The sequence below is a fragment of the Dactylosporangium thailandense genome, assembly GCF_059739745.1.
Window position 1 is genome coordinate 6,049,112 of record NZ_AP029195.1, and the last position, 11,673, is coordinate 6,060,784.

The following is an 11,673-nucleotide window of genomic DNA, read 5'->3' on the forward strand; positions in this document are numbered from 1 at the left end:
TCGCGCGACGGTCATGGCCGTGCGCGGGCGAGCGCCTCCCGGCGGTTGGCCATGATGCTCGTCGCGGTCACCGCGCCCAGGGTCGCGATGATCACGACCAGCGAGAGCGGGGTCGGCACGTCCGGCACCCACGACCACACCGTGTGCGCCCAGTGCAGCACGAGCTTGGCGCCGATGAACGCGAGGATGATCGCGAGGCCGTGGTTGAGGTGGCGCAGCTTCGACAGGGCGTTGCGCAGCACGAAGTACAGCGCCCGGAGGCCGAGCAGGGCGAACGCGTTGGTGGCGAAGACGAGGTACGGGTCGCTGGTCACGCCGTACACCGCCGGCACCGAGTCGACCGCGAACACCACGTCGGTCAGGAACACCGCGGCCACGACCAGGGCCATCGGGGTGAGCGCGCGCCGCCCGGCCTGGCGGATGGTGAGCCGGGCGCCGTGGTACTCGTCCGTGACCGGCATGAGCCGGCGCAGCAGCCGCGTGGCGCGCATGTTCCCCGGGTCGACCGTGTGCTCGTCGTGCCGCAGCGCGTCGCGCAGGACCTTGGCCGCGGTCACGATGAGCACGACCCCGAACAGCAGGAACGCCCACGTCCCCGCGCTGAGCAGCGCGGCCCCGGCGGCGATGAACACGCCCCGCAGCACGAGCGCGCCGACGATGCCGTAGAGCAGGACGCGCTGGGTCAGTTTCGCCGGTACCGCGAACGCGCCGAGCAGCAGCATGAAGACGAACAGATTGTCGACGGAGAGCGACTTCTCGACCACGTAGCCGGTGAAGAACTCGACGCCGGGCTCGCTGCCGTGGGCGAGCCACACGTAGACGCCGAAGACGGCCGGGAGCGCGAGGTAGAACACGGACCAGGCCACGGCCTCGCGCATCGGCACGTCGTGGGGCTTGCGGGTCAGGATGAAGTCGAGGGTGAGCAGTCCGAGCAGGACGGCGATGGTCGCCGCCCAGAGCTGGGGGGACGCGATGGACTCGGCGGGCATGCGGGTCTCCTCGAACGCAGCGTCACACGTTCGAGGTCTCCCTCACCCGCCCGGCGGGTGGCCGCCCGGGAACCGCATCGGCGGCTCGTACTGACCGGAACGACCTTGCGAGGTACTCCCCTCAACGGCCGAGCATACGGGCCCAACCTGGACGTTCCCTGAGTGCGGGCCCGGCCCCGGGCGATGCGGCAGGCCTCAGCCGGACGTCTCCACGAACCCGGGCGGCGGCCCCGAGGCCGCGTTCGGGTCGGCCCCGGCCGGCGGGGCGCTGACCAGATCGCCCGGGCTCGACGCGCTCGGCTCGGCCGAGCCGGTCGGCTCCGGCGTCCCGCTCGGCGAGACCGACACCGTGGGCGAGGCGGACGCGGACGGCGAGGCCGAGGCGCTCGGCGACGCCGAGCTCTCGACCGGCGGCACCGACGGCGGGGGCGGGGCCGGATTCACGGCCCCGGTCGTGCTGGTGACCGGCCGGTTCTTGCCCGTCGTCGCGGTGGTGGGCGTGGGCCGGGGCGCATTCGCGGTGGGCGCGGCGGTGGCCGGTGGCGCGACGTCCTGGCCGGTCGGCGGCAGGTCGACCGGCGGCACCGCGACGACCTCGGGCGACCGCCCGAGCCACGGCACCATCCCGGTCCCGGAGGACCCGAGGGCCCCGACCGCACCGGCGAGCACGACCACGACCCCGGCGGTCACCGCCCCGGTGCGCAGCGCCCAGCGCCGCGACCGGAACCGCCCGGCCTGCTCGTGCATCCACTCCCCGAACGCCCGGAGGCTCCCGTTGAGCCCGCCGTCGCCGGCCAGCCCGGTCCGCGCCAGGATCGCGGCTCCGGCCCCGCTCCGCGCGGCCCGCGCGCCGACCGGCGGCCGGGGCGCGACGGACAGGGGGCGGGTCTCCTCGCCGGCCGCGTGGCGGGGCTGACGGTCAGACCCGGACCGCTCCGCGACCAGCCGGGCGAGGTCGGAGCGGTCGGCGGCCGAGCGCACGAAGTCCGGGCGGCGGACGGCCGGTCGGACCGGATAGGTCTGGTCCTCGGCGGGGGCCGGGTGCGCGGGGTCCACGGCCGTGCGGATGACGATGGCGTCGTCGGCGTTGGTGTGCGCGAGGTCGAGGTCGAGGCGGCCGGCGACCGGGCGCCCGGGGTCGGTGGCCCAGGCGAGTTCGCCGGCGGGGCGGATCAGGTCCTCGGCGGTGCCGGCGCGCTGCGGGCCCATGGCCCGGGCGGCGCGCTCCGAACGCATGGCGCGGGCGGCGTTGCCGAAGCGGTCGGCCAGGGCGGAGCCCCCGGAGCGCAGGGAGCGGCTCAGGCGGGCGGCGCGGGACCGGCGGTCGGCGTGCTGCGCGTCGGGGCGCAGGTTGGCCAGCACCGCCGTGCGGCGCGACTCGGCCGCCTCGCTCAGCCAGGCCGGCAGGTCGACGGTGGTGCCGGACAGCTCGGCGAGGATGAGCGCGACCTCGTCGCTGGAGGGCCGCTCGGCGGCGTCGACGCGCAGGCAGCGGTCGACCAGCTCGAACAGCTCGGCCGGGGCGCCGTCGCCGACCTGGCCTCCGACGCAGCCGGCGAGGACCCCGCCGAGGGCCCGCACGTCGGCGGCGGCCGCGGCGGGCTCGAACTCGCCGTCCCCGGCGAACCCGACGACCTTGGCCCCGAGCTCGCCGAGCAGGATCTTGGCGGCCGTCAGGCCACCGTGCGTGACCCACTGCCCGTGCGCGTGGGCGAGCGCGGCCGCGACCTGGGCCCCGATCCGGGCGGCCTCCCGCCACGACAGTGCCCCCTCGCCGAGCAGGACGGCGAGCGACGGCCCTTCGGCGAGCTCCATGACGACGTAGGGCGTGGAGCCCCGCTCCGGCAGGTCGGCGACGCCCACGTCATAGACGGCGGCGATGTTGGCGTGCACGAGCCGCGCGGCGATGCGCCCGCCGGTGAGGAACCGGTCGGTGACGTCGGCCGCGCTCAGATGCGGAATGCGAACCGCGACCGGCCGATGCAGCAGCCGGTCGGCGCCATGCCAGATCTCCGCGGTCCCCCCGGTCCCGGTCACCCGGTCCAGGCGATACCGCCCATCAAGCTCCATGGTCTCCTGCAACGCCCCCCAGCTCTGCCCGGATGCCCCACCCTTGCCGCACTGCTACCCTACCGTCCGCCGCCTGCCCGCCACGTGACGGTTAGGTGTCGATTTGGCTGGTCCCGGGCCATCCGCGGGGCATCCACAGGTCTTCCGAGTACCCACGGGGCGTCCGAATCCCCCTCGCGGGGGCTTGCGTGTGGCCAGGATCACCACAGCGCGCCCGTGGCACAGTTGGGGCCATGGTGCGGTACGGACGGGCCGGGTGACGCCGCGCGGCGTGTACCGGCTCGTGGCCCTCGCGGTCATCGCCGGGTGCGTCGCGGTGTCGTACGTCGCGATCCGGCAGCGGGCCGGGGAGCCGCCGGCACCGCCCCCGCCGCCGGGGCCGCGGCCCGCCTTCCAGATGCCGTTCCCCTGCGGTGAGGTCTGGACGCTCACGACGTACCCGGGGCACGACGACTTCGACATCGACTTCTTCGCCACGTCGGGGTCGACCGGCGGCCGGACCGTGCTCGCCTCGGCCGGCGGGACCGTGACCTGGGCGGGGTGGAGCGCGACGCTCGGCGACGGCAAGCCGGCCCCGGCGGGGGCGTCCGGGACCCGCGGCGGGCTCGGGTACGGCGTGATCATCGACCACGGCGGCGGCTGGTTCACCGAGTACGGGCACTTCGGAGCCGTCCCGCGGGTGCGCACCGGCGACGCCGTCACGCCCGGGCAGCCGATCGGGGTCGTCGGGCACACCGGGTCCACGACCGTCGACCACCTGCACTACGAGCAGCTCAACGATCGGCTCGACCCGAAGCGGACCCGCGGCAACGGGGACAAGGTGGAGGCCGTGTTCGACGGGGTGCCCTCCGGGATCACCAGCGACGAGCACTCCCCGGACCAGGTCCGCACCAGCCGCAACTGCACGGCGACCGCGGCGCGGCCGTCGGCCTGACCGGCCGCCGGACGTCCACAGTGGACTCACACCCCCTGGTATTCTCGGCGTTTTAGCAGGGGGTGAGCATGCGAGCACGCGCGGCCGTGGCCGGACTGGCCCTTGCGGTCTGCGCGCTGCTGCTCGGGCTCAGCCTCGCGCACCACGCGGTGCCCGGCGACACGTTCCAGGTGCAGCGTGCCGCGCCCGCGCACGCCATGCTCGCCGCCGACGTGCGCGACGCGGTGTCCGCGACGCCGGTCGCGGCCGAGGGCGAGGCGCAACCGCGTTTCACCGGCGGCCCCGCGGAACAGTCCACGACGAAGCTCAGCATCGGGTGGTCCGGCGAGCCCGCCGGCTGCCGGGGTCCTCCCAGCTCCTGAAGGCACACCGAAACGCATCAGCCGTGGCCCGTCCGGGTCGACGGCATAGACCCGTTTTGCCTTCAGGAGGTACGCCCATATGAGTGCCGTCCTGGCGATCGCCATCTTCACCGTGGCCTTCGCCCTCATCGCCACCGAGAAAGTGCACCGCGTGGCCGTCGCGCTCGGCGCGGCCGGGGCCATGGCCCTGCTCGGGCTCGTGCCCGGCCAGGACGTCTTCTTCTCCGAGCACGCCGGCATCGACTGGAACGTCATCTTCCTGCTGCTCGGCATGATGATCATCGTCGGGGTCATCAAGCAGACCGGCCTGTTCGAGTTCCTGGCCATCTGGGCCGCGAAACGCTCGCGCGGCCGGCCGTACAAGCTGCTCGTGATGCTCATGGTCATCACCGCGGTGGCCTCGCCGTTCCTGGACAACGTCACCACCATCATGCTCGTGGCGCCGGTGACCGTGCTGGTCTGCCGCAAGCTGGGCATTCCCGCCGCGCCGTACCTCATCGCCGAGGCGCTCGCGTCCAACATCGGCGGCGCGGCGACGCTCATCGGCGACCCGCCGAACATCATCATCGGCAGCCGGGCCGGGCTCACGTTCAACGACTTCGTCATCCACATGGCGCCGATCGTGGCGGTGCTGTTCGCGCTCTTCGTGCTGCTGGCGTGGGTAATGTTCCGCAAGCGCTTCGAGTACCACCCCGAGCGCGTCGCCGAGATCATGGCGCTCGACCCGCGGGCCGAGATCACCGACCGGCGGCTGCTGTGGCGCTGCCTCGCGGTGCTGTCGCTGGTCGTGACCGGCTTCGCGCTGCACGCCGTCATCCATGTCGAGCCCGCGATCATCGCGCTGCTCGGCGCCGGCCTCATGGTGCTCGTCTCGCGGGTGTCGACGGAGAAGTACCTCGAGGAGGTCGAGTGGTCGACGCTCGTGTTCTTCATGGGACTGTTCGTCATGGTCGGCGGCCTGGTGGAGACCGGCGTCATCCACCGCATCGGCACCTGGGCGACCGGCCAGGTCGGCGACGACTACTTCGCGGCCGCGACGGGGCTGCTGTTCGGCTCGGCGATCCTGGGCGCGTTCTTCGACAACATCCCCTACGTCGCCACGATGGCCCCGATCGTCGAGGACATCGTGGCCACCACGCCGGACCCGGAGACGGGCCGGTCGCTGTGGTGGGCGTTCGCGCTCGGGGCGGACTTCGGCGGCAACGGCACCGCGGTCGCGGCCAGCGCCAACGTCGTGGTCCTGGGCATCGCCGCCCGATCCGGGGAGCCGATCAGCTTCTGGCAGTTCACGCGGTACGGCATCATCACCACGATCGTGACGACCGTCATCGCCTGGGGGTACGTCTGGCTGCGCTACTTCGCCTGACAACCATCCCGTGCCACGACAACCGTCCAGTGCCACTGAACGGTTCGGGGCAGTTCGTCACAAGACTGTCATAGCGCCGCGGGACCACGGTCATATCGATTCGCCAGGGTTGCTGCGGCACCGGCGGGCGGGCAGCGGACACGGCTGCCCGCCCGCCTCCTCAAGCAGGCAAGTCAGCTGGGAGCACGCACGATGGACGTCGAACGCACCGCCCTGCCCGGAATCGGCCTTCGGCACGAGTTCGTGACCGCCAAGGGCCAGCACGCGGCGGTCCTGTCGCACGTCTCCGGCCGCCGCGACGTCGTCCTCTACAGCAGCGAGGACCCCGACACCGTGGTGGCCACCCTCGCGCTGAGCACCGACGAGGCCAACGGCGTGGCCGAACTGCTCGGCACCGCCCGCATCGTCGAGCGCCTCGCCGACCTGCAGCGGCAGGTCACCGGGCTCAAGACGGTCCAGGTGCCGATCACGGCGGGCTCGCCGTACGACGGCCGCTCCCTCGGCGCCACCCAGGCCCGCACGCGCACGGGCGCGTCGATCGTGGCCGTGATCCGCGCGGGCCAGATCCTCGCCAGCCCGCGGCCCGACTTCGTGTTCGACCCTGGTGACCTCGTCGTGGTCGTCGGCACGGCCGACGGAACGGACGCTGTCATCAACATCCTCGCCAACGGCTGACCGCGCATGCACGGTGCTGCTGCCCTGATCGAGATCGGCGCGGTCATCCTCGGCCTCGGGCTGCTCGGAGCCGTCTCGGCGAAGTTCGCGATCTCCCCCATCCCGCTCTACCTCATCGCCGGGCTCGCGTTCGGCCAGGGTGGCATCCTGCCCCTGGCCACGAGCGAGGAGTTCACCGCGACCGGCGCCGAGATCGGCGTCATCCTGCTGCTGTTCACGCTCGGCCTGGAGTACACCGCGCCGGAGCTCGTCGGCACCCTGCGGCACAACGCCCTGGCCGGTGTCGTGGACCTCGTGCTCAACGCGGCGCCCGGCGTCGCGACCGCGCTCATCCTCGGCTGGGGGCCGGTGGCCGCGGTGGCGCTGGGCGGCGTGACGTACGTGACCTCCTCCGGCATCACCGCCAAGGTGCTCAAGGACCTCAACTGGCTCGGTAACCGCGAGGTGCCGATCGTGCTGTCGCTGCTGGTCTTCGAGGACCTCACGATGGCCGTGTACCTGCCGATCCTGACCGCCCTGCTGGCCGGGGTCGGGCTCGTGGCCGGCCTGACGACCCTGGCCATCGCGGCCGGGACGATCACCGTCATCCTCGTCATCGCGCTCAGGTTCGGCCGGTACGTCGAGATGTTCGTCGCCTCCCCCAACGAGGAGGTGCTGCTGCTCAAGGCGCTCGGCCTGACCGTGCTCGTGGCCGGCGTCGCCCAGCTGCTGCAGGTCTCGGCCGCCGTCGGCGCGTTCCTCGTCGGCATCGCGCTGTCCGGCCCGCTCGCGCACACCGCCCGGGAGCTGCTCAGCCCGCTGCGGGACCTGTTCGCCGCGGTGTTCTTCGTCTTCTTCGGCCTGCACACGGACCCGGCCGCGCTGCCGCCGATGCTCGGCATCGCGGTGCTGCTGGCGGTCGTGGGCGTGGCCACGAAGTTCGCGACCGGCTGGTGGGCCGCGCGCCGGGCCGGGATCAGCCCGCTCGGCCGGGCCCGGGCCGGGGTGGCGCTGAGCCCGCGCGGCGAGTTCAACATCGTCATCGCGGGCCTTGCCGTCTCCGCCGGGCTCAACGAGAGCATCGGCCCGCTGGCCGCCGCGTACGTGCTCGTGCTCGCGGTCCTCGGCCCGATCCTGGCCCGCTCGCTGGAGCCGCTGAGCCGGCGCATCGCGCGCAAGCGCGGCCTGCCGGTGCCCGCGCCGGAGACCGTGCCCGCACCGGAGACCACGTGATGGACGTGTCGGTCGTGCTGCCGTGCTACAACGAGGCGGCGCACGTGCGTCAGGAGCTCGACCGCATCTGCGCGGCCCTCGACGCCTCCGGCTACCGCTACGAGGTGCTCGCCGTCGACGACGCCTCGACCGACACGACCCTCGACGAGCTGCGCCGGGCCGCGGCCGTGCTGCCCGCGGTGCAGGTGGTCCAGATGGGCCGCAACGGCGGGGCGGGCACGGTGCGCCGGCTCGGGTCGCGGATGGCCCGGGGCGAGATCGTCGTGTGGACCGACGCGGATCTGACGTACCCGAACGAGCGCATCCCCGAGCTGGTGCGGCGCCTGCGCGAGGACGGCACGGTGGACCAGGTCGTCGGGGCGCGCACCTCCGAGCAGGGCAGCCACCGGCTGCTGCGGATCCCGGCCAAGTGGACCATCCGCAAGATCGCCGAGTGGCTGGCCGGGCAGGACATCCCGGACCTCAACTCGGGGCTGCGCGCGTTCCGCCGCTCGGTCGCCGCGCCCTACCTGCGGCTGCTCCCGCCCGGGTTCTCCTGCGTCACCACGATCACGCTGGCGTTCCTGTCCAACGGGCACGGGGTCGCCTACGTGCCGATCGACTACGGCAAGCGGGCCGGGCGATCGAAGTTCCGGTTCGTGCGCGACGCCTACCGGTACCTGCTGCAGGTGCTGCGCATGGTGATGTACTTCAACCCGCTCAAGGCCCTGATGCCGCCGGCCCTGGTGCTCATCGGCGCCGGGACGGTCAAGAGCGTCGTCGACGTCGTCGTGCACCCGGTGCGCCTGGCCACCAACACGGTGCTGGTGTTCCTGACCGGGCTCATCATCGCCTCCGTGGCCCTGCTGGCCGACCTCGTCGTGCGCTCGCGCCCGGACGCGTGAGCGGCCGCCGGCCGCCGCGGCCCACCCGTTAGGCTCGGCCGATGCTCCGACTCGCGCGGCAGGTCCTCGGCAGCCGCTGGCTGCGCTGGGGGTTCCTCGCCGCGGCGCTCGCCGGGTGCGCGGCCGCGATCTGGCCGCACCGCGCCGCCGTCGCCGCCGCCGCGCGGGACGTCGGGGTCGCGGCCGTCGGGCTCGGCGCGGGCGCCGCGGTCGCCGGGCTGCTGGCCACCCTCCAGTCGTGGCGGGCGGTGCTGGACGGGCTCGGCTCCCCGCTGCCGGCACTCCCGGCCGCGAGGGTCTTCTTCGCCGGGCAGCTCGGCAAGTACCTCCCGGGCTCCGTCTGGCCGATCGTCGCCCAGATGGAGCTCGCCCGGGCGCACGGGGTGCCCCGCTCGCGGACCGCCGCGGCCGGCCTGCTCACCATGGGCGTCTCCCTCGTCGCCGGCCTGCTCACCGCGGCCGCGACCCTCCCGCTCGCGCTCGCCGGATCCGACGGCCGGCTGCGCTGGCTCCTCGTCGCCGCCCCGGTGGCCGCGGCCGCCCTGCACCCGGCCGTGCTCAACCGCGTCATCGCCCGCGCGCTGCGGCTGACCCGCCGGCCCCCGCTCGAGCGGCCCCTGCCGGGCCGGGCGGTGCTCGCCGCGGCCGGGTGGGCCGTCGTGACGTGGCTGCTGTTCGGCGCGCACGTGTGGCTGCTGCTGCGGCCCCTGCGGCCCCTGGGCGAGCACGCGGGCCCGGCCCTGGTCGTGTGCGTGGGCGGGTTCGCGCTCGCCTGGTGCCTGGGGTTCCTGGTCGTCATCGCCCCGGCCGGCGCGGGCGCCCGGGACCTGGTGCTCGTCGGGCTGCTCGCCACCGTGGCGGGCGGCGGGGCGGCGGCCGCCGTCGCGCTGCTGTCCCGGGCCGTGATGACCGCGGCCGACCTGATGCTCGCCGGCCTCGCCTACGCCCGGACCAGCCAGCACTCCAGCAGCCGCGGGTCGGTGCCGTCGGGGCGCCGCGCGAGCTGATGCTGGTCCTCGCGCTCGTCCTGGTACACGACGCGTTCGAGGGGCAGGCCGTACGGCAGCAGCGGCAACGTCGACGTGGACATCAGCACCGGGTCGCGCCCGGCCGCCCGCACCGCCGCGGCCACCATCCGCAGCCGGTCGACGGTCGGGTCCGGCAGCTGCGCGACCGGCAGCCCGCACTGGTTGCGCACGGTCGGGGCCCACTGCGTGTCGATCATGATCACCGTGTCGTCCGGGCGCAGGGCCCGGCACAGCCGCGCCGCGGCCTCCGGCTCGCCGACCTCGGTGCGCAGCGGCGCGAGCGGCACCGTCACCCACAGCGCGGGGCCGATCGCCAGCGCGAGCAGGGCCGCCATCCACGGCACCCGCAGCCGCATCCGGGCCAGCCCGGCGAGCGCGACGACGGCGAGCAGCACGACGGCCGGCAGCACCTCGACGACGAGCCGCCGGTCGGCCCACGGGTGGTCCGGCGTGATGGCCGGGCGCAGCAGCGTCGCCGCGGCCGAACCGGCGTAGACGAGCAGGATCGGCAGCAGCCGCCACTGCCGCCCGCGGGCCACGCCGGCGGCGGCCGCCATCAGCCCGCCCCAGGCCAGCACGAGCAGGGGCCAGCCGAAGTACCACGAGACCCAGGACAGGCTCTGCTCGGCGTACCCGCGGGTGCCGTCGACGGGCAGCCCGAGCCGCCGCTGGTGCGAGGCCACGTAGTCCATCGTCGACGCGGCGGTGACCGAGTGGTCCGTCCAGTACCAGGGCCGCGCGGCGAGGGCGATCCCGCCGGCCACGACCAGCGCGACGGCGAGCCTGGGGTTCAGCCGCAGCGGCCGGCGGCGCAGGAGGATCGCCCCGGCCACGGTCCCGACGACGGCCGCGACCAGCAGCAGCGCCATCGGCCGGACCGAGGACCAGTTCACCTGGACGTACGGCCACGTCACGTACCGGGCGTCGAGGTACCCCCAGCCCGCCGCCCACCAGCGCCCCCGACGCGAAGGCCAGGGCCCCCGGCTGCCGGCGCACCCACCACCACCCGATCGCGGGCAGCACGAGCGCGAAGTCGACGGCCATGTCGAGCCGGACGAGCTCGCCCCCGCCCAGCACCAGCCCGGCCAGGGCGAACAGCGGTGCCCGGCGGCTCTGCCACGCGTCCAGCAGCAGGGCCAGCCCGCCGGCGAGCATGAGCGCGGCCAGCGGCTCGGAGTAGGTGGTCTGGCTCACCCGCAGCATCGGCCAGGCGGCGGCGAGCAGCAGCGCGGCGAGGGGGGCCCAGCGCGGCCCGGCGATCCGCGCGGCGAGCCCGGCGACGGCGAGGACGGCGAGGCCGCCGACGAGGCCGGGCAGCACGAACATGCCGGTCCAGCCGCCGGCCCAGTGCGCGGCGGCCAGCAGCGTCGGCCAGCCGGTCATGAACTGCGGGACGATCATCCCGTCCTGCTCGTAGAACCCGGGATGAGCGAAGGTGACCTCGTCGGCGGCGCCCCCGAAGGCCTCGGCCGGCACCGGCGCGGTGAGCCCGGGGTGGCCGCTGAGCCAGAGGCCGATCTGCGCGTACGTGCCCGCGTCGCGGTGCAGCACCGCCTGCTCGCTGTGCGTGGCCATGGCCAGCGCCGCGAACGCCGCGGCGACCGCGAGCGTCGACGCGACCGCCCACCACGGCGCGGGCCGGGTCCGGGCGGCCGCCAGGGCGGGCCGGGCCAGCCGGACGAGCAGCACCGCGGCCGCCGCGGCCGCGGGCAGCACCGTCCACGCGTGGAAGGCGCCGAGCGCGGCCAGCGGGACGGCCACGAGCAGCCAGCCGGTGACGGCGAGCACGGGCAGGACGGAGGCCAGCTGCAGCACCCGCCCGGCCCGCACGCCCGGCGCGGTCCGCACACGGAGCGCGCCGGCGAGGTGAGTCCGGTTCGCGGCAGGCATCGCGGGCCATTGTGGACCCGGAGTACGACGACGCTACCGCCGGTTCATGACAAAGTCTTGACGACTTGCTCCGTTCGACGAGTTGCTCTGTGGGTTCAGTTCCAGCGGCAGGCCGGGGAGCGGAACTTGCACGCGGCGGACTGCAGCACCTGCCCCTTGCCGGGCGGGGCCGCCTCGGCCGAGGCGGGGAGCAGGGCCAGGAACGCCGCGACGGCGACGATCCCGGTGGTGAACGGTCGGACGATCCCCATGGCGTACCTCCG

General features: G+C 74.5%; 13 protein-coding genes. 9 read left to right on the top strand and 4 right to left on the bottom strand.

Annotation, left to right across the window (positions count from 1 at the left end; genetic code table 11):
* Positions 1-11 precede the first annotated feature (11 nt).
* The gene (locus AC6JBM_RS26570; RefSeq protein ID WP_497986281.1) at positions 12-989 is read right to left on the bottom strand and encodes a TerC/Alx family metal homeostasis membrane protein; all 978 of its coding nucleotides are present in this window, start codon (positions 987-989) and stop codon (positions 12-14) included.
* 195 nt (positions 990-1,184) lie between these two features.
* Positions 1,185-3,059, bottom strand: a complete 1,875-nt coding sequence (locus tag AC6JBM_RS26575; RefSeq protein ID WP_497986282.1) for a protein kinase — start codon at positions 3,057-3,059, stop codon at positions 1,185-1,187.
* A gap of 256 nt (positions 3,060-3,315) precedes the next feature.
* Between AC6JBM_RS26575 and AC6JBM_RS26580 the strand changes: the two genes are divergently transcribed.
* The 7 genes from AC6JBM_RS26580 (at position 3,316) to AC6JBM_RS26610 (ending at position 9,499) form a co-directional block, all read left to right on the top strand.
* Positions 3,316-3,993, top strand: coding sequence for a M23 family metallopeptidase (locus tag AC6JBM_RS26580; protein ID WP_497986283.1), 678 nt, complete (start codon positions 3,316-3,318; stop codon positions 3,991-3,993).
* A 68-nt stretch (positions 3,994-4,061) separates the two neighbouring features.
* Positions 4,062-4,355: a hypothetical protein gene (locus AC6JBM_RS26585; protein WP_497986284.1), complete on the top strand. Its 294-nt coding sequence runs from the start codon at positions 4,062-4,064 to the stop codon at positions 4,353-4,355.
* 79 nt (positions 4,356-4,434) lie between these two features.
* Positions 4,435-5,721, top strand: coding sequence for an ArsB/NhaD family transporter (locus tag AC6JBM_RS26590; RefSeq protein WP_497986285.1), 1,287 nt, complete (start codon positions 4,435-4,437; stop codon positions 5,719-5,721).
* A 192-nt stretch (positions 5,722-5,913) separates the two neighbouring features.
* Positions 5,914-6,396 (top strand): cation:proton antiporter regulatory subunit, encoded by a 483-nt coding sequence (locus AC6JBM_RS26595; protein ID WP_350613064.1) that lies wholly within the window; start codon positions 5,914-5,916, stop codon positions 6,394-6,396.
* Positions 6,397-6,402: 6 nt separating this feature from the next.
* Positions 6,403-7,608 (top strand): cation:proton antiporter, encoded by a 1,206-nt coding sequence (locus AC6JBM_RS26600; RefSeq protein WP_497986286.1) that lies wholly within the window; start codon positions 6,403-6,405, stop codon positions 7,606-7,608.
* Positions 7,608-8,492 carry a glycosyltransferase family 2 protein gene (locus AC6JBM_RS26605; protein ID WP_497986533.1) on the top strand — a complete coding sequence of 295 codons (885 nt, stop codon included), beginning with the start codon at positions 7,608-7,610 and terminating at the stop codon, positions 8,490-8,492. Before AC6JBM_RS26600 ends, AC6JBM_RS26605 begins: the two co-directional genes overlap by 1 nt.
* Positions 8,493-8,533: 41 nt before the next feature.
* Positions 8,534-9,499, top strand: a complete 966-nt coding sequence (locus AC6JBM_RS26610; RefSeq protein ID WP_497986287.1) for a lysylphosphatidylglycerol synthase domain-containing protein — start codon at positions 8,534-8,536, stop codon at positions 9,497-9,499.
* Here AC6JBM_RS26610 and AC6JBM_RS26615 read toward each other — a convergent pair.
* The gene (locus tag AC6JBM_RS26615) at positions 9,433-10,434 is read right to left on the bottom strand and encodes a hypothetical protein (protein ID WP_497986288.1); all 1,002 of its coding nucleotides are present in this window, start codon (positions 10,432-10,434) and stop codon (positions 9,433-9,435) included. The two genes, AC6JBM_RS26610 and AC6JBM_RS26615, sit on opposite strands and share 67 nt — an antisense overlap.
* A 266-nt stretch (positions 10,435-10,700) precedes the next feature.
* Between AC6JBM_RS26615 and AC6JBM_RS26620 the strand changes: the two genes are divergently transcribed.
* Both AC6JBM_RS26620 and AC6JBM_RS26625 read left to right on the top strand, forming a co-directional pair.
* A complete protein-coding gene (locus AC6JBM_RS26620) occupies positions 10,701-10,937 on the top strand; it encodes a hypothetical protein (RefSeq protein ID WP_497986289.1) in 237 nt (78 codons plus the stop codon).
* 18 nt (positions 10,938-10,955) lie between these two features.
* The gene (locus tag AC6JBM_RS26625) at positions 10,956-11,390 is read left to right on the top strand and encodes a hypothetical protein (RefSeq protein ID WP_497986290.1); all 435 of its coding nucleotides are present in this window, start codon (positions 10,956-10,958) and stop codon (positions 11,388-11,390) included.
* Positions 11,391-11,505: 115 nt separating this feature from the next.
* On the opposite strand, the gene AC6JBM_RS26630 is transcribed toward AC6JBM_RS26625, so the two are convergent.
* On the bottom strand, positions 11,506-11,661 hold the full coding sequence (locus AC6JBM_RS26630) for a hypothetical protein (RefSeq protein WP_497986291.1): 156 nt from the start codon (positions 11,659-11,661) through the stop codon (positions 11,506-11,508).
* Positions 11,662-11,673: the final 12 nt, after the last annotated feature.

Coding starts and splice junctions, on each gene's coding strand:
- AC6JBM_RS26590 (WP_497986285.1), top strand. CDS start 4,435: ATGAGTGCCGTCCTGGCGATCGCCATCTTCACCGTGGCCTTCGCCCTC.
- AC6JBM_RS26585 (WP_497986284.1), top strand. CDS start 4,062: ATGCGAGCACGCGCGGCCGTGGCCGGACTGGCCCTTGCGGTCTGCGCG.
- AC6JBM_RS26575 (WP_497986282.1), bottom strand. CDS start 3,059: ATGGAGCTTGATGGGCGGTATCGCCTGGACCGGGTGACCGGGACCGGG.
- AC6JBM_RS26595 (WP_350613064.1), top strand. CDS start 5,914: ATGGACGTCGAACGCACCGCCCTGCCCGGAATCGGCCTTCGGCACGAG.
- AC6JBM_RS26600 (WP_497986286.1), top strand. CDS start 6,403: ATGCACGGTGCTGCTGCCCTGATCGAGATCGGCGCGGTCATCCTCGGC.
- AC6JBM_RS26630 (WP_497986291.1), bottom strand. CDS start 11,661: ATGGGGATCGTCCGACCGTTCACCACCGGGATCGTCGCCGTCGCGGCG.
- AC6JBM_RS26610 (WP_497986287.1), top strand. CDS start 8,534: ATGCTCCGACTCGCGCGGCAGGTCCTCGGCAGCCGCTGGCTGCGCTGG.
- AC6JBM_RS26570 (WP_497986281.1), bottom strand. CDS start 989: ATGCCCGCCGAGTCCATCGCGTCCCCCCAGCTCTGGGCGGCGACCATC.
- AC6JBM_RS26605 (WP_497986533.1), top strand. CDS start 7,608: ATGGACGTGTCGGTCGTGCTGCCGTGCTACAACGAGGCGGCGCACGTG.